The organism is Brevundimonas sp. SS2672, assembly GCF_059579685.1.
In genome coordinates this window covers 3,058,076-3,073,898 of record NZ_CM184201.1, presented here as the reverse complement: position 1 = coordinate 3,073,898, position 15,823 = coordinate 3,058,076, and the positions used below count along the sequence as shown (strand labels likewise).

Genomic DNA, 15,823 nt, shown 5'->3' with positions numbered 1-15,823 from the left:
AACTGGGCCTCTGGCGCAACATGGTGCGCTGCACACCGAAATTCCCTGTGTTTCAGGGCCTCGACGGCCTAGCCGTTCTCGCCGGGAGCGCTAAGGTGCGGCTGTTTTCCCCAGCGGTTTTCCACCGCGCCGTTCGAGACCTGAGTCATGTCCGCTGCTTCGCGCATCGTTCCCGCCGTTCCCGCCGACCTGGGAGCGCTGGAGGCGGCCTATGCGCGGATTGCGGCGCCGCCGGGCGCGGCGGAGAAGACTCTGCTGGCTCAGGCCTTCGACGACTATTCCGCCGATGAGACGCCTGAACTCGGCGGCGACGACCTGGCCGTCCTGCTGGCCGGCGCCTGGCGCGGCGCCGAGGCGCGCAAGGCGGGCGAGCCCGCCCGCATCACCGTCGGCCCGCTGGCCGACGCCGCCGGCGTCAACACCGGCTATGACCAGATCCTGATCCTGCAGGACGACGGGCCGTTCCTGGTCGACAGCGTCCTGGTCGCCCTGGCCGAGGCGGGGGTCACCGTGCGGGCCCTGTTCCACCCGATCGTCGAGATCGAGGCGGGCCGTCGCGACTCCCTGATCATCGTCGTCATCGATCCCCTGCCGCAGGAGCGTCGTGACGCCCTGGGCGAGGGTCTGGCGACCGCCATGGCCGATGTCCGCGTCGCCGTGCGCGATCACGGCGCCATGGTTCAGGCCATGCGCGAGGCCGTCCAGCGTCTGGAGGCCGCGCCGCCGAAGGGCGTGGACCCCGAGGTGCTGAAGGAGAATCTCGAGTTTCTTCGCTGGGCCAAGAGCGACCATTTCGTCTTCCTGGGCGCCCGCGACTACGACTATCCGCGCGACGCGTCCGGTTCGTATGAGGCCGAGGCGCCGCTGAACCAGTCCAGCGACGGTCTGGGCGTTCTCAGCGATCCCGAGCGCCGCGTGCTGCGCCGCGCCTCCGAACCGGCCGTCCTGACCGCCGCCATGCAGCGCCAGCTGGGCGAAAGCGATCCGGTCACCGTGGCCAAGGCCAATATGCGCTCGCGGGTCCACCGGCGGGCCTACATGGATTATGTCGGGGTCAAACGCTACGACGCCGACGGCAAGCCGACCGGAGAGACGCGCTTCGTCGGCCTGTTCACCGCCGAGGCCTATGACAAGATGGCCAAGGAGGTGCCGCTGATCCGGCGTAAGGTGGCCAATGCGCTGGAACGCGCCGGCAAGACTCCGGGCAGCCATAATCACAAGCGCCTGAAGAACATCCTCGAGAACTACCCCCGCGACGAGCTGTTCCAGATCGGCGAGGACGAGCTGCTGGATACGGCGCTGGGCGTCCTGCACCTGTATGATCGTCCGCGCATCCGCCTGTTCACGCGCCGCGATCCGTTCGACCGCTTCGTCTCTGTGCTGTGCTTCATCCCCCGCGAGCGTTTCGACGCGGGCCTGCGCCAGCGCATCGGCGGCATTCTGGCCAAGGCCTGGGGCGGCCGCGTCTCGGCCTGGTATCCGCAGCTGAGCGACCAGCCGCTGACGCGCGTCCACTACATCATCGGCGTGACGCCGGGCGAACACCCCGTGCCCGACCTGAAGGCCCTGGAGGCCGAGGTGGCCGAGGCCGGACGCAGCTGGATCGACCGCTTCGAGCGCGCCCTGCGCCTGGCCGGGGTGGATGAAGCCGCCGTCGGCCCGACCAGCGCCCGCTGGGCCGAGGGTTTCGGCGTCGCCTTCCGCGACCGTTACGACGCGGCCGAGGCCGTGGCCGACCTGGAGCAGTTCGATCGCCTGAACGACGGCTCGGCGGCCGACGGCGTCCATGCCGAGCCGGTGGCGGTGCGCGCCTTCCGCACGGCCGACGAGACCAATCTGCAGTTCCGCTTCAAGCTGTATCGCCGCGGGTCGGCCGTGCCGCTGTCCGACGTGCTGCCGATCCTGGCCGACATGGGCCTGAAGACGCTCGAGGAATCCGACCACGTCGTGCGGACGATCGGCCAGGAGCCGATCTACATCCACGACTTCCTGCTGGAAGACCCGCGCGGCGCCGACCTGGTCTTCGCCGACCTCAAGACCCCGTTCGAGGAGGCTTTCAAGGCCGTGTGGAACGGCCGCACCGAGAGCGACGGCTTCAACCGCCTGGTGCTGGAACTGGGCGTCGACTGGCGCGAGGCGGCCCTGATCCGCACCCTGGCGCGTTACCGCCAGCAGACGGGTCTGGACCCCTCCCAGTCGGTTCAGGAAGCGGCCCTGCGCGAATACCCCGACGCAGCGCGCGCCATTCTGGCCCTGTTCAAGGCCAAGTTCGACCCGGCCCATGGCGGTTCGGTCGCCGAGCGCGAAGCGGCCGTGGCTGAACTGGACGCGAAGATCGAGACCCTGCTGCAGGACGTGAAGAGCCTGGATCACGACCGCGCCCTGCGCCGGATCTCGGCCCTGATCGACGGGATCAAGCGCACCAACTTCTATCAGGTCGACGCCGAGGGGAATCCGAAGGCCCACATCTCGATCAAGATCGCGGCCCAGGAACTGGCCGACCTGCCCCTGCCCAAGCCCTTCCGCGAAATCTTCGTCTGGGCGCCCTACGTCGAAGGCACGCACCTGCGCTTCGGCCCGGTGGCGCGCGGCGGTCTGCGCTGGTCGGACCGTCGTGACGATTTCCGCACCGAGGTCCTGGGTCTGGTGAAGGCCCAGCAGGTCAAGAACTCGGTCATCGTGCCGGTCGGCTCCAAGGGCGGCTTCTATCCCAAGCAATTGCCGGTCGGCGGCACGCGCGAGGAGACGCAGGCCGAGGCCATCCGCGCCTACAAGACCTTCCTGTCCGGCATGCTGGACATCACCGACAACATCGTCGGCGACGGCGCGCCGGTGCGTCCGGCGAATGTCGTGGCCTGGGAAGGCGACGACCCCTATCTGGTCGTGGCCGCCGACAAGGGCACGGCGACCTTCTCGGACATCGCCAACGGGGTGAGCCAGTCCTACGGCTTCTGGCTGGACGACGCCTTCGCCTCGGGCGGTTCGGCCGGTTACGACCACAAGGAGATGGGCATCACCGCGCGCGGCGCCTGGGAGGCGGTCAAGCGCCACTTCCGCGAAGTCGGCAAGGACATCCAGACCGAGCCCTTCACCGTGGTCGGCGTCGGCGACATGTCCGGCGACGTCTTCGGCAACGGCATGCTGCTGTCGCAGGCGACCAAGGTCGTGGCCGCCTTCGATCACCGCGACATCTTCATCGATCCGAACCCGGACGTGGCGAAGTCGTGGGCCGAGCGCAAGCGCCTGTTCGAGACGCCGCGCACCAGCTGGCAGGACTATGACAAGAGCCTGATCTCGGAAGGCGGCGGCGTCTTCTCGCGCTCGGCCAAGTCGATCGCCCTGACGCCTCAGATCAAGGAACTGCTGGACATCGAGGCCGACAGCGTCGACCCGGTCACCTTGATGCAGGCCATCCTCAAGGCCCGCGCCGAACTGCTCTACTTCGGCGGCATCGGCACCTACATCAAGGGTTCGGGCGAGACCAACCTGCAGGTCGGCGACAAGGCGAACGACGCCATCCGCATCAACGGCGGCGAGGTTCGCGCCCAGATCATCGGCGAAGGCGCCAACCTGGGCATGACCCAGCTGGGTCGCATCGAGGCGGCGCGCGTCGGCGTGCGGCTGAACACCGACGCCATCGACAACTCGGCCGGCGTCGACTCCTCCGACCAGGAGGTGAACATCAAGATCCTGCTGGGCGGCGCCATCGCCTCGGGCCATCTGAAGGCCGAGGATCGCAACGCCCTGCTGAAGTCGATGACGGACGAGGTGGCGCATAACGTCCTGCGTCACAACTACGACCAGACGCTGGCCCTGACCCTGCAACAGGCCGAAGGGGCGAACGCCCTGGACGCCCAGCAGGCCTTCATGCAGCACCTGGTTTCGATCGGTAAGCTGAACCGGGCGGTCGAATACCTGCCCGACGACGCCCGCATGGCCGAGATGAAGCTGCAGGGCCAGGCCCTGTCGCGGCCGGAGCTGGCGGTGCTGACCGCCTATTCCAAGCTCGAACTGTTCGATGAGATCGTCGCCTCGGCCGCGCCGGACGACGCCTTCTTCGAGCGGATGCTGGTCGACTACTTCCCGACGCCGCTCGCCCAGTTCGAGAGCGACATGAAGGGCCACCGCCTTCGTCGCGACATCATCGCCACCGTGCTGTCGAACGAGATCGTCAACATGGCCGGACCGACCTTCGCCGACCGCCTGCGCGCGGCGGCCGAGTGCGACACCGCCGCCATGGTCACGGCCTTCGAGACCGCGCGTCACGTCTTCCGCCTCGACGAGGCCTGGAAGGCGGTGTCGGCCCTGGACCTGAAGATCCCGGCCGAGGCCCAGACGGCCCTGTATCAGGAGATCGCCCTGGTCCTGCGTCGCCAGACCTTCTGGCTGGCGCGTCGCGCGGCTCGCACCGAGACGACAGTCGGCGGCATGATCGCCGCCTACCAGCCCGCCGCCGACGCCCTGCGCGCCGCCGGACCGCAGGTGCTGTCGCGTTATGAGCACGCCCGCTACGAGGGCCGGGTCCAGACCTTCATCGGTCTGGGCGCGCCGGAAGAACTGGCGCGCGACATCGCCATGCTGCGTCCGATGGTGGCCACGGCCGACATCGGCGACCTGGCCGGCGAACTGGGCTGGGACGCTCCGGCCATGGCCCGCGTCTATCACCAGGTCGGCGCCGCCTTCGACTTCGACCGCCTGCGCGTGGCGGCCGGGTCGGTGCCGTCGGGCGATCACTTCGATCGCCTGGCCGTGCGTCGCCTGATCCAGGACCTGATGACCGAGCAGCAGCAGCTGACCCGCGCCGTGGCCAAGGCCTCGGCCGAGGCGGCCGGCGCCGGCGAGGACAGCGCGGAACAGGCGGTCGACGCCTGGATCGGCGCCCGCATGGATCAGGTGGAGGCCCTGCGCGGCTCGGTCGACGAGATCGAGACCTCGGGCTCCGGCTGGACCTTCGCCAAGCTGACCATCGCCAACGGCGCGATCCGCGAGGTGTTGGCTTCAGCAAGCTGAAGCCATTCCTGGTAAGAGCGCTAACGCTCGCCGCGCGGCGGCTCGCTGCTTGAGCGCATGAGGCGCTCGAACAGGTGCGGTTCGCGTCGGCGTCGCAATCAGGGCCCGTCCGTTGCGTCGTCTGGCGAGGCGGGCGGGCCTTGGCGTTTGGGGCGAGGTCGGTTTAGGTGGCGCCTGCTGTTCAGTGAACCGGAGGGCCCATGCCCAGGAAGTTCCTCGTCGTCGTCGACGACAGTCCCGAGCTGGGCGCCGCCCTGGCCTACGCCTCGCGCCGCGCCCGTTCGACCGGGGGCCATGTGGTCCTGCTGCGCGCCCTGCCCGGCGGATCGGACGAGCACTGGTCTGGCGTCCGCGACGAAATCCGCCGCCAGCAGCGTGAGGAGGCGGAAGGCCTGCTGGCCCGGCTGGGCGAGAAGGTCGCCGAGACCTCGGGCGCGCCGCCCGTCTATCTGATCGAGGAAGGCGACCCCCAGGCCGCCATCCGCAAGGCGGTGGGCGACGATCCCGACATCAAGATCCTGATCCTGGCGGCCGGGGCCAACGGACGCGGCCCAGGCCCCCTGGTGTCGGCGGTGTTGAAGCAGGGGGCCGCCCTGACCGGCCGCAAGCTGCCCGTCACCATCGTTCCCGGCGAACTGACCGAGGACGAGATTCTGGATCTGGCTTGATCCAAGGGGCGCTATCGCTCGCCCTGCTGCGGCTCGCTGCTTGAGCGCCCACTTGAACCGGGCCGCGGCAGGGCGCATCTGAGGCTCATGTTCATCCAGACCGAAGCCACGCCCAATCCCAACGCGCTCAAATTCCTGCCGGGCCGCGACGTCGCCCCGCAGGCCGTGTTGGAGTATCGCACCATCGACGAGGCGGCCGCCTCGCCTCTGGCCGAGGCCCTTTTCGAACTGGAAGGGGTCGAGGGGGTCTTCTTCGGCGCCGACTACGTCTCGGTCACCCGCGCGGCGCAGGGCCCTGACTGGAGCGAGATGAAGGCGCCGATCCTGTCGGTCATCATGGATCATTTCGTCTCTGGCGCGCCCCTGGTTCGAGCCGGTGAAGCCGTGAGCGAAGACGCCGGCGAGGACACGGAGATCGTCGCGGAGATCAAGGGCCTGCTCGACAGCCGCATCCGTCCGGCGGTGGCCCAGGACGGCGGCGACATCCTGTTCGACCATTTCGACGAGGAAACCGGCGTGCTGCGTCTGCGGATGCGCGGCGCCTGCGCGGGCTGCCCCTCCTCCTCCGCGACCCTGAAGGCCGGGGTCGAGCAGATGATGCGCCATTACGTTCCCGAAGTGACCAGCGTCGAACAGGTGCTGTAAGCGCCGCCCTGTTTCACATGAAACACTCGTCGGACGGCGCGCCCTCGGGCATGATGGCGTCATGAGCGGTTCGGACGAGACATCCCAGGCTCGCGCCCTGGGCGAAGCCCTGGCGGCGCTGCGGCGTGAACGCGGGTTGAGCCAGGCCGAGGCGGGCGCAAGGATCGGCATGACCAGCCAGGGCTGGGGCCTGTATGAGGCGGGCAAACGCTCCAGCCTGTTCCGTCCCGACGTCCAGCGCCGCCTGACCGGCGCCCTGGATGCAACGCCCGAGGCGCTGGTCCTGCAGATGGGCGGCGAGCCGGCTTCGCCTGAAGCCCTTCCCGCCACTGGACTTTCAGCCCGCGGCCGCGTCTTCGACGGCGCGCGCGTTCAGACCCGTCGGCTGCGGCTGGAGACGGACGAACTGGCGCCCTGGGCGTCGGCCGGAACGGTGCTGGAGTATGTGCCGGGGCGTTGGCCCCGGCGGGGCCAGGGCTGCGTCATCCAGATCGACGACGGCGCCCAGAGGGTTCGCCTCTATGATCGCGCCGACGACGCCGAAGTCGTGGTTCTCGGCGCAGGCGGTCTGGACCGGACGGAGCGGATCGCGCGTTCGCGCATCCAGTCGATGTCGGCTGTGACCGGGCGCTTTGACGATGAATGAAACAAAATAGTTGCATCACGCGGTCGTTCATGAAACTCTCTGGTTGAAAGCGGAGGGGTCATGTCGCGTCGCAGCCATCATATCGATCAGGCCGTCGGCCTGCGCATCGCCGCCCGACGCTCCGCCCTCGGCTGGTCCCAGTCCGTCCTGGCGCGAGAACTGGGAGTCAGCTTCCAGCAGGTCCAGAAGTATGAGACGGGCGTCAATCGCGTCTCCGCCTCGCGTCTGCATCAGGCGGCGATGGCTATGGGCTGCTCGGTGGGCGACTTCTTCCCAGCGCGCCCCAAGATCGAGGGCGAGGCGGAGCTGCTGCACCCGGTTCTGACCAGCGCCGAAGGGCGAGGTCTGGCCGAGGCCTTCGCGCGGATTCCCGACGCCGGCGCGCGCCGCGCCCTGACCCGCGTCGCCCAGGCCATGGCGGCGGCCTGACGGTCTTCGGCGTTGAAGCGGTCGCATCCGCGCCGGTTTCGCATTAGGGACAGGGCCATGAAGATCATGGTCATCGACACGGCGCTGGGCGCCTGCGCCGTCGGAGTGTTCGAGGGCGAAGCGGGCGACGCCCTGCTCCAGCCCCAGCCCCGGCACCTGGGCCTGCGCGTCGAGCTGATGACCAAGGGCCATCAGGAGCGACTGGGCGGACTGGCGCGCGATGCGGCGGCGGAGGCGGGCGGTTTCGACGGGATGGCGCGCATCGGGGTGACGGTGGGGCCGGGGTCCTTCACCGGCCTGCGTGTCGGCCTGGCCTTCGCCCTGGGGCTGGGCGCGGCGCTGGATCGGCCGGTGGTCGGAATCTCCACCCTGGACGCCCTGGCGGCCTCGGTCCCGTCCGAGGGCCTGGTCGCCGCTGTCATCGACGCCCGCCGGGGCCAGGTCTATGCGCGCCTGTTCCGCGACGGCGTGGCGCTCGGCGAAGCGGAGGCGCTGTCCCTCGAGGCGGCGCGCGACCGCATTCAGGCTGAAACCGGGGACGCGCGGCCGGTCCTGGTCGGAAGCGGGGCCGAGGTGCTGGCCGAGGCCTTCCCTGAACTGGCGAGCGCCGCCCTCCATCCCCTGCCCGCTCCCGCGCCCGAGGCGCTGGCGGCCCTCGCCCTGGCCGCCGATCCGACGACCGCCCCGCCGCAGCCGCTCTATCTGCGCGCGCCCGACGCCACGCCGCCCAGCCGTCTGCCGGGCCAGCCGCGTCAGCCCGCCGCGTGAGCGACCCGATCTTCCCGGCGGTCGATCCTGCTCGCCTCGCCGCGATCCACGCCGAGGCGTTCGCGGCGGCCTGGGACCGGGCGGCGCTGGCCGAACTCCTGGCCTCGCCGGGCGTATTCGCCGTGGCCGAGGAGGGCGGCTTCATCCTGATCCGCGTCGTGGTCGACGAAGCCGAGATTCTGACCCTGGCGGTGCGGCCCTCGGCGCGGCGCGCGGGGCTGGGCGCGCGACTGGTCGAGGCGGCGGTGGTGCGCGCCGCCGCCCTGGGCGCCGAACGGATGTTCCTGGAAGTCGCCGAGGGCAACGGCGCCGCCCGCGCCCTGTACGCCCGAAGCGGCTTCGTCGAGATGGGGCGACGACGCGGCTATTATTCGCATGCGGACGGACGCCGAGAGGATGCGCTGACGTTGGTCCTGAACTTTTCTCGATAGCTTCCATAAGGCGACGGTCCATCCTATCTTCGCCGCCATGGACCGGATCGAAAAACTCTGCGCCGAGCGCGGCATGCGCATGACCGAGCAACGTCGGGTGATCGCCCGCGTCCTGTCGAATGCCGAGGACCACCCCGATGTGGAGGAGCTGTATCGCCGCGCTTCGGCGATCGATCCGCACATCTCCATCGCCACCGTCTATCGCACCGTGCGCCTGTTCGAAGAGGCGGGCGTGGTCGAGAAGCACGACTTCGGCGACGGCCGCAGCCGCTATGAAGAGGCCGGCGACGACCACCACGACCACCTGATCGACACCAAGACGGGCGAGGTCATCGAATTCTTCGACGCCGAGATCGAGCGCCTCAAGACCGAGATCGCCCGCAAGCTCGGCTATGAGCTGGTCGGTCACAAGCTGGAGCTGTACGGCCACGTCATCCCCGGCGCCGAGCCGGTGGAGCGGGAGGGGCTGATCTACAAGCGCCGCCCCCGCGAAGAGGCCGAAGACTGACCTCGGCCGTCGGCCCCAGACCCTGCCGACGCTTGCCGTCGTCGGTTTCGGCGATCATAAGCCGGACATGACCGATACGCTCGAAAAGCCTGTCCCGGCCCCTGTCCTGGGCCACGGCGTCGCGCCCGAAGGCGAGGCGACGCCCAAGCGTCTGTTCATCAAGACCTACGGGTGCCAGATGAACGTCTACGATTCCGAACGCATGGCCGACGTCCTGCGGCCGCTGGGCTATGCGCCGACGGACACGCCCGAAGGCGCCGACTTCGTCATTCTGAACACCTGCCATATCCGCGAGAAGGCGGCCGAGAAGGTCTATTCCGAACTCGGCAAGCTGCGGCAGATGAAGGAAGAAAAGGCGGCGGCGGGCGACGGCGGCATGACCATCGCCGTGGCTGGCTGCGTCGCCCAGGCTGAGGGCGAGGAGATCATGAAGCGCCAGCCGGCGGTCGATCTGGTGGTCGGGCCGCAGGCCTATCACCAACTGCCGGAGCTGCTGACCCGCACCGCGCGGGCGCGCGGCGAGCGCATCGGCGCCGACTTCGCCCCCAATGAGAAGTTCGACGCCCTGCCGGCGACGCGCGGGACAGAGGGGGTGACCGCCTTCCTGACCGTGCAGGAAGGTTGCGACAAGTTCTGCAGCTTCTGCGTCGTGCCCTATACGCGCGGCGCCGAGTGGTCGCGCCCGGTCGCGGCGGTGCTGGACGAGGCGCGGGCGCTGGCCGACCGGGGCGTGCGCGAAGTCACCCTGCTGGGCCAGAACGTCAACGCCTATGACGGCGAGGGGCCGGACGGGAAGCCGTTCACCCTGGCGAAGCTGGCCTACGCCCTGGCGGACATCCCCGGCATCGACCGCATCCGCTATACGACCAGCCACCCGAACGACATGTCGGACGACCTGATCGCGGCGCACGGCGAACTGGACGCCCTGATGCCCTATCTGCACCTGCCGGTGCAGGCGGGCTCGGACCGCATTCTGCGCCTGATGAACCGCAAGCACGGGCGTCAGAAGTATTTCGACCTGATCGACCGGATTCGCGCGGCGCGGCCGGACATGGCGCTGTCGGGCGACTTCATCGTCGGCTTCCCCGGCGAGACGGATCGCGATTTCGAGGACACCATGGATCTGGTGCGGCGGGTGAACTACGCCAGCGCCTTCTCCTTCATGTATTCGCCGCGTCCCGGCACGCCCGCCGCGACCATGGCGGCCCAGGTGCCGGACGCCGTGGCCAAGGAACGTCTGCACGCCCTGCAGGGCCTGCTGACCGAGCAGCAGGTCGCCTTCAATCAGTCGCTGGCTGGGCGCGTCCTGCCGGTGCTGTTCGAGAAGAAGGGCCGCCACGGCGCCCAGGCCATCGGCCGCTCCCCCTATCTGCAATCGGTCCACGTCGAGGACGCGGATCAACTGATCGGCCAGATCGTTCCGGTCGAGATCATCAGCGGCCAGCAGAACAGCCTGTCCGGCCGCCTGATCCAGACCAACTGACGCCTGTCTCGCCACGCGCCGTGCGTGGGGCCAGGAACGCTTACAATCCCCCTCAAGCAGCCTCGCGCCGCGCGCGAGGCGGTAGGGGACCAACAAGGAGACCTCATGGCGCGAGAGTCCGAGTTCCTGTCCCTCAGCGATGAGGCGTTGCGCGCCGTCATCGGGCCGCAGAGCCGCCACCTGGCCTTGATCGAGGACGCCTTCAAGGTGCTGGTCGAGACGCCGGGCGGCGGGGTGTCGATCAACGGCTCGACGCGGGATCGCGCCCAGGCGCGCCGGGTGATCGAGGCCCTGTCGAACCGGGCCGAGGCGGGCGCGGAGATCACCGAGGCCGACGTACGCACCGCCCTGGGCGCCGCCGTGACCCAGCCCCGCGCCGAACCGGCGGGCCGCAGCGGGGGACGCAGCGTGCCCGAAGGCGCCGCCCTGCCGGTCGGCCGTCGCGGCGCCATCGCCCCCAAGACGGCGTCGCAGGCGCGCTATCTGGAGATGCTGGGCCGTTGCGAACTGACCTTCGGCGTCGGACCGGCGGGCACGGGCAAGACCTTTCTGGCGGCGGCCTATGGCGCCTCCCTGCTGAAGCGGGGTCAGGTGGACCGGCTGGTCATCACCCGCCCGGCCGTCGAGGCGGGCGAGAAGCTGGGCTTCCTGCCGGGCGATCTGAACGAGAAGGTCGACCCCTATCTGGCGCCGATCTGGGAGTCGCTGAACGACATCCTGGGCGTCGACGACGTGCGCCGTCGCCGCGAGAAGGGCGAGATCGAAGCCGCTCCCATCGCTTTCATGCGCGGCCGCACGCTCAGCCACGCCTTCATCATCGTCGATGAGGCGCAGAACACCTCGCGGATGCAGATGAAGATGGTGCTGACCCGTCTGGGCGAGGGCGCGCGCATGGTGGTGACGGGCGACCCGTCGCAGGTCGATCTGCTGAACCCACGCGATTCCGGCCTGGCCCACGCCCTGCGCATCCTCAAGGACGTGGAGGGCGTCGGCGTGCAGCAGTTCAAGTCCGAGGACGTGGTGCGGCACGCCATGGTCGAGCGCATCGTGCGCGCCTATGACAGCGACGCCGCGCGCAGCCGCCCCTTCCCCGACCTTGAGGACGACGCCTGATGATCGAGGTCGAGATCGAGAGCGAGGCCTGGACCGAGGCCCTGCCCGAGGCGGCGGCGATCGCCGAGCGCGCCGCCCTCGCGGCCCTGGGAACGATCGAGGGCGATGTGGTCGTGCTGTTGGCTGACGACGCGGCGGTGCAGGACCTGAACGCGCGTTTCCGCGACAAGGACCGGCCGACGAACGTGCTGTCCTTTCCGGCCGCCGAGAGCGCCTTTCCGCATCTGGGGGACGTGGTGCTGGGCTACGCCTATTGCGCGGCGGAGGCGCAGGCGCAGGGCAAGACCCTGTCGGATCATCTGAGCCATCTGGTCGTCCACGGCGTCCTGCACCTGCTGGGCCGCGACCACCAGGACGACGCCGAGGCCGAGGAGATGGAGGCCGAGGAGCGCGAGATCCTGGGCGAATTGGGTGTCGCCGATCCCTATGCAGCCGAGCATGAGGGCGCCGCGTGAGCGGGGCGCTCGCCGCCCGGTTCGCGGGCCTGCTGAACCATCGCTGGGGCCGGATCGGCTTGGCGCTGCTGGCCGGGGCGGGCGCCGCCCTGGTCCATCCGCCGTTCGGCTTCCTGCCGGGACTGCTGGGCTATCCGTTGCTGCTGTTGCTGGCGGATCGGGCAGAGGGGATGAAAGGGGGCTTCTGGGTCGGCTGGCTGGCGGGGTTCGCCTATTTCTTCATCGGCTGCTGGTGGGTGGCCGAAGCCTTTCTGGTCAATCCGGCGCAGGCATGGATGGCGCCGTTTGCGGCCAGCCTGCTGCCGGCGGGCATGGGGCTGTTCTGGGGGCTGGCGACCATGGCCTATCGCCGGCTCCGGCCGGCCGGGGCGCGGCGCGTCCTGCTGTTCGCCGCCCTGTTCGCCTTGCTGGAGTGGACGCGCGGCCATGTGCTGACCGGCTTTCCGTGGAACCCGGCGGGCGCGGGCTGGGCGGCCGGATCGGCCATGTCGCAGTTCGCCTCGGTCGTCGGGGTCTATGGGCTGGGCCTGATCACGGTGGCGGCGGTCAGCGCCTTCGCGCCTCTGGTCGACGCCGGGCCGCGACGACCGCGCCTGATCGCGGCGGGGCTGGGGGCGCTGACGCTGGCCGGTCTGTTGGCCTTCGGGGCGGCGCGTCTGTCCTCGGCGCGGCTGGTGGAGACGCCGACCATGGTGCGGCTGGTCCAGGCCGATATCCCGCAGGACTACAAATGGAGCCCCGAGGCTTACCAGGCCATTCTGGGCCGCTATCTGGAGCTGACGGCGCGTCCGGGCGACGCTCTGCCTGACGTGGTGATCTGGCCTGAAGGCGCCCTGCCGACGACGGCCAACGACCTGTTCGCCTCCTCGGACGCCCAGGCGGTGGCGGGGGCCCTGCAGACGGGCCAGACCCTGCTCGCGGGATTGAGCCGTGGCGAGCCGGACCCGAGCGCCGAGACGGGCGCCCGCTATTACAACAGCCTGTTCGCCCTGCATGATGAAGGCGCGGCGGGCCTGCGTATCGGTCAGATCTACGACAAGCACCGGCTGGTGCCGTTCGGCGAATACCTGCCGATGGGCGACCTGATGAGTCGGATCGGCGTGCGCAGCCTAGTGCACGTCCCCGCCGACTTCAGCGCCGGACCGACCCCTGCGCCGATCAGCCTGGTCAACGCTCCGCCGGTGCAGCCGCTGATCTGCTACGAAGCCCTCTATCCCGGCTTCACGCCCGCGACGGCGGCAACGCGCCCGGCGTGGGTCGTCAACGTCTCCAACGACGCCTGGTTCGGCCGGACGTCAGGTCCGCGCCAGCATCTGAACCTGGCCTCTTATCGCGCGCTGGAGACGGGCCTGCCGGTGGCGCGGGCGACGCCTACGGGCGTCTCGGCCATGATCGATCCGTGGGGCCGCATCGTCGAGGGCAAGCGGCTGGACCCCGGCCAGGCGGGCGTCATCGACGTGCGTCTGCCGCAACCGGCTCCGCCGACCGTTTACGGCCGCTGGGGCGATCTGGGGTTCGCCGTCCTGTTGGTTATAATGCTGATCGCGGGGCGAGGCCGCGCTGGAAAAGCGAGGCTGGGTCGTTAAGCCTATCGGGGGGCGTCGTTCCCGCGGCGCCCCTGAGACGCGAATTGACATGACATCGGCCCGGCGACGGCGGCATGTCGACAAGAAAAACGGGGAAGAGGGCAGGACATGGTCAGGGGTTCCGGGACAGAAGGTCCCCATCTGGTGGATCGGCATGTGGGGCGGCGCGTGTGCGAGAAACGCATCGCCCTGGGCTACAACCAGACCGATCTGGGCCAGGCGCTGGGAGTCACCTTCCAGCAGGTGCAGAAGTACGAGAAGGGCGCCAACCGGATCTCCGCGTCCAAGCTGTGGGACATCGCCCGCTTCTTCCGCGTCGACATCGGCTACTTCTTCGAGGGTCTGACCGGGACGGCGCAGCCCGGCATCGCCGAGGGCGAGGCCGAGCCCTTCGTTCACGACTTCCCCGCCACCCGCCAGACCATCGAGATCGGCCGCCTGGCGCCGCGCCTGTCGTCACGCCAGCAGAAGCTGGTGGTCGACCTGATGCGAGAACTGGTTGAGGAAGGCGACGCCGAACCCGCCGCCTGAGCCGAGGCCGACGAAACCGGGACAAAGAAAAAGGCGCGGAGCGATCCGCGCCTTTTCCTGTCTTGGAGCTCGTTCGAGATCAGGCGGTCAGCGCCGTCTCCGAGGCGACGATGCGGCTGGCGGCGTGGACCACGGCGCCGATGCGCAGGGCGGCCTGGATCTGCAGGGCCGGGACGGCGTGCTTGCGCAGTTCGCCCTCGTGGGCGTCCAGGCAGGCGCCGCAGCCGTTGATGGCCGAGACGGCGGTGGACCACAGCTCGAAGTCCAGCTTCTCGACGCCCGGATTGGCGATGATGTTCATCCGCAGCTTGGCCGGCAGCGTCGTGTACTCCGGGTTCTTCATCAGGTGCAGCGAGCGGTAGTAGATGTTGTTCATGCCCATGATGGCGGCGGCGGCCTTGGCGGCGGTCATCGCTTCGGGCGACAGGACCGTCGCGGCCTGGGCCTCGATCAGCTTGACCACGGGGGCGACGCCGATGGCGTGGGCCGAGGCCAGGAAGCAGCCCCACTTCTGCTGGTCGTTCAGCACGGTCTCATTGGCGAGCGAGGACAGGTTCAGCGAGATGTCCTTGCCATAGGCCGGGATCAGATCGCGAAGGGCGTCGATGGACATTTTCGTGTTCCTTTCAGGAAGCGACGCTTCAAAGAAGCGGCTATCGTTCGCGACGCGGTCGCTTACTTCTTGAGCCGCCATTTTGAGCCGCATTGCGTGATGGGCGCTCAAGCCGCGAGGCTCCGCGAGCCGAGCATAGCGCCCAAATAAAATCATCAGGCATGAAAAAGGCGGCGACAGTCGCCCGCCGCCGCCTCTTTCGAGGGGCGGCCCGGACCCTACTCACGCGGTCCGGGCCTGTCTGGGCCAGTACTTACGCGGCCAGAGTGTCGCCGCCGACCGGGCGGTTGCAGGCGCACAGCTCGTCGGTCTGCAGAGCATCGACCACGCGAAGCGTGTCTTCCGGCGAACGGCCGACGTTCAGGTTGGTGACGTAGACGTGCTGGATGACGTTGTGCGGGTCGACGACGAAGGTCGCGCGCAGGGCCACGCCTTCTTCTTCGTCCAGCACGCCCAGGGCGCGGGCAAGCTTGCCGCCGTTGTCGGCGAACTGCCAGATCGGCAGCTTGTTCAGGTCGGCGTGGTCACGACGCCAGGCCAGCTTGGTGAACTCGTTGTCGGTCGAACCGCCCAGAACCACGGTGTCGCGGTCCTCGAAGTCCTTGCCCAGCTTGGCGAAGGCGGCGATTTCGGTCGGGCAGACGAAGGTGAAGTCCTTCGGGTAGAAGAAGATGACCTTCCACTTGCCCTCGAAGCTGTCCTGCGTGACCGGCTCGAAGGCCGAGGCGCCGTTTTCCTCGTGGCTGTTGAAGCCCGGCTTCACGCCGATAATTTTGAAATCAGGCAGTTTTTGACCGACGCCGAGCATCGCGCTTCTCCTAGATGCAGAAAAAATGGACCGCCGGAACGCGGGGAGCGCGAACCGTCGAGGCCATGAGATGGGCCTTGGCGCTGCTTAAGTCAAATCGATCATTTTGCTTTCACAAATAGATTTAAC

At 68.9% G+C, this 15,823-nt stretch carries 15 protein-coding genes; 13 read left to right on the top strand and 2 right to left on the bottom strand.

The window, feature by feature from the left end; genetic code table 11:
* Positions 1-147 precede the first annotated feature (147 nt).
* The 13 genes from AC52GN_RS15395 (at position 148) to AC52GN_RS15335 (ending at position 14,273) form a co-directional block, all read left to right on the top strand.
* Positions 148-5,010, top strand: a complete 4,863-nt coding sequence (locus tag AC52GN_RS15395; protein WP_496527649.1) for an NAD-glutamate dehydrogenase — start codon at positions 148-150, stop codon at positions 5,008-5,010.
* Positions 5,011-5,210: 200 nt separating this feature from the next.
* Positions 5,211-5,678, top strand: a complete 468-nt coding sequence (locus AC52GN_RS15390) for a universal stress protein (protein ID WP_312220218.1) — start codon at positions 5,211-5,213, stop codon at positions 5,676-5,678.
* Between the two features lie 87 nt (positions 5,679-5,765).
* Positions 5,766-6,323, top strand: coding sequence for a NifU family protein (locus AC52GN_RS15385; RefSeq protein WP_312220217.1), 558 nt, complete (start codon positions 5,766-5,768; stop codon positions 6,321-6,323).
* Between the two features lie 61 nt (positions 6,324-6,384).
* Positions 6,385-6,969: a helix-turn-helix domain-containing protein gene (locus AC52GN_RS15380; protein ID WP_312220215.1), complete on the top strand. Its 585-nt coding sequence runs from the start codon at positions 6,385-6,387 to the stop codon at positions 6,967-6,969.
* Positions 6,970-7,029: 60 nt separating this feature from the next.
* Entirely contained in the window at positions 7,030-7,398 is a 369-nt protein-coding gene (locus AC52GN_RS15375; protein ID WP_346485340.1) for a helix-turn-helix domain-containing protein, read from the top strand.
* A gap of 57 nt (positions 7,399-7,455) precedes the next feature.
* Entirely contained in the window at positions 7,456-8,166 is a 711-nt protein-coding gene (tsaB, locus tag AC52GN_RS15370; protein WP_343830019.1) for a tRNA (adenosine(37)-N6)-threonylcarbamoyltransferase complex dimerization subunit type 1 TsaB, read from the top strand.
* Complete coding sequence (gene rimI / locus AC52GN_RS15365; protein WP_496527648.1) at positions 8,163-8,597, top strand: ribosomal protein S18-alanine N-acetyltransferase; 435 nt, start codon at positions 8,163-8,165, stop codon at positions 8,595-8,597. The genes tsaB and rimI overlap by 4 nt, the downstream gene beginning before the upstream one ends.
* A gap of 37 nt (positions 8,598-8,634) precedes the next feature.
* On the top strand, positions 8,635-9,105 hold the full coding sequence (locus tag AC52GN_RS15360) for a Fur family transcriptional regulator (RefSeq protein ID WP_291780508.1): 471 nt from the start codon (positions 8,635-8,637) through the stop codon (positions 9,103-9,105).
* A gap of 67 nt (positions 9,106-9,172) precedes the next feature.
* Positions 9,173-10,588, top strand: a complete 1,416-nt coding sequence (miaB, locus tag AC52GN_RS15355) for a tRNA (N6-isopentenyl adenosine(37)-C2)-methylthiotransferase MiaB (RefSeq protein ID WP_496527647.1) — start codon at positions 9,173-9,175, stop codon at positions 10,586-10,588.
* Between the two features lie 105 nt (positions 10,589-10,693).
* Positions 10,694-11,701 (top strand): PhoH family protein, encoded by a 1,008-nt coding sequence (locus AC52GN_RS15350; protein WP_088491473.1) that lies wholly within the window; start codon positions 10,694-10,696, stop codon positions 11,699-11,701.
* Positions 11,701-12,156 (top strand): rRNA maturation RNase YbeY, encoded by a 456-nt coding sequence (gene ybeY / locus AC52GN_RS15345; protein ID WP_496527646.1) that lies wholly within the window; start codon positions 11,701-11,703, stop codon positions 12,154-12,156. The genes AC52GN_RS15350 and ybeY overlap by 1 nt, the downstream gene beginning before the upstream one ends.
* Positions 12,153-13,742: an apolipoprotein N-acyltransferase gene (gene lnt / locus AC52GN_RS15340; RefSeq protein WP_496527645.1), complete on the top strand. Its 1,590-nt coding sequence runs from the start codon at positions 12,153-12,155 to the stop codon at positions 13,740-13,742. Before ybeY ends, lnt begins: the two co-directional genes overlap by 4 nt.
* Before the next feature lie 108 nt (positions 13,743-13,850).
* Positions 13,851-14,273: a helix-turn-helix domain-containing protein gene (locus tag AC52GN_RS15335; RefSeq protein WP_496527644.1), complete on the top strand. Its 423-nt coding sequence runs from the start codon at positions 13,851-13,853 to the stop codon at positions 14,271-14,273.
* A 79-nt stretch (positions 14,274-14,352) separates the two neighbouring features.
* Here the strand turns inward: AC52GN_RS15335 and ahpD are convergent, their stop codons facing one another.
* Positions 14,353-14,886 (bottom strand): alkylhydroperoxidase, AhpD family, encoded by a 534-nt coding sequence (gene ahpD / locus AC52GN_RS15330; RefSeq protein ID WP_291780519.1) that lies wholly within the window; start codon positions 14,884-14,886, stop codon positions 14,353-14,355.
* 253 nt (positions 14,887-15,139) lie between these two features.
* Positions 15,140-15,694 (bottom strand): peroxiredoxin, encoded by a 555-nt coding sequence (locus tag AC52GN_RS15325; RefSeq protein ID WP_291780521.1) that lies wholly within the window; start codon positions 15,692-15,694, stop codon positions 15,140-15,142.
* Positions 15,695-15,823 lie beyond the last annotated feature (129 nt).

Bases quoted from the DNA above. Each gene is read 5' to 3' on its own strand.
- miaB (WP_496527647.1), top strand. From the start codon at position 9,173: ATGACCGATACGCTCGAAAAGCCTGTCCCGGCCCCTGTCCTGGGCCAC.
- AC52GN_RS15390 (WP_312220218.1), top strand. From the start codon at position 5,211: ATGCCCAGGAAGTTCCTCGTCGTCGTCGACGACAGTCCCGAGCTGGGC.
- AC52GN_RS15360 (WP_291780508.1), top strand. From the start codon at position 8,635: ATGGACCGGATCGAAAAACTCTGCGCCGAGCGCGGCATGCGCATGACC.
- tsaB (WP_343830019.1), top strand. From the start codon at position 7,456: ATGAAGATCATGGTCATCGACACGGCGCTGGGCGCCTGCGCCGTCGGA.
- AC52GN_RS15380 (WP_312220215.1), top strand. From the start codon at position 6,385: ATGAGCGGTTCGGACGAGACATCCCAGGCTCGCGCCCTGGGCGAAGCC.
- AC52GN_RS15335 (WP_496527644.1), top strand. From the start codon at position 13,851: ATGGTCAGGGGTTCCGGGACAGAAGGTCCCCATCTGGTGGATCGGCAT.
- ybeY (WP_496527646.1), top strand. From the start codon at position 11,701: ATGATCGAGGTCGAGATCGAGAGCGAGGCCTGGACCGAGGCCCTGCCC.
- AC52GN_RS15375 (WP_346485340.1), top strand. From the start codon at position 7,030: ATGTCGCGTCGCAGCCATCATATCGATCAGGCCGTCGGCCTGCGCATC.
- AC52GN_RS15325 (WP_291780521.1), bottom strand. From the start codon at position 15,694: ATGCTCGGCGTCGGTCAAAAACTGCCTGATTTCAAAATTATCGGCGTG.
- ahpD (WP_291780519.1), bottom strand. From the start codon at position 14,886: ATGTCCATCGACGCCCTTCGCGATCTGATCCCGGCCTATGGCAAGGAC.
- AC52GN_RS15385 (WP_312220217.1), top strand. From the start codon at position 5,766: ATGTTCATCCAGACCGAAGCCACGCCCAATCCCAACGCGCTCAAATTC.
- AC52GN_RS15350 (WP_088491473.1), top strand. From the start codon at position 10,694: ATGGCGCGAGAGTCCGAGTTCCTGTCCCTCAGCGATGAGGCGTTGCGC.
- AC52GN_RS15395 (WP_496527649.1), top strand. From the start codon at position 148: ATGTCCGCTGCTTCGCGCATCGTTCCCGCCGTTCCCGCCGACCTGGGA.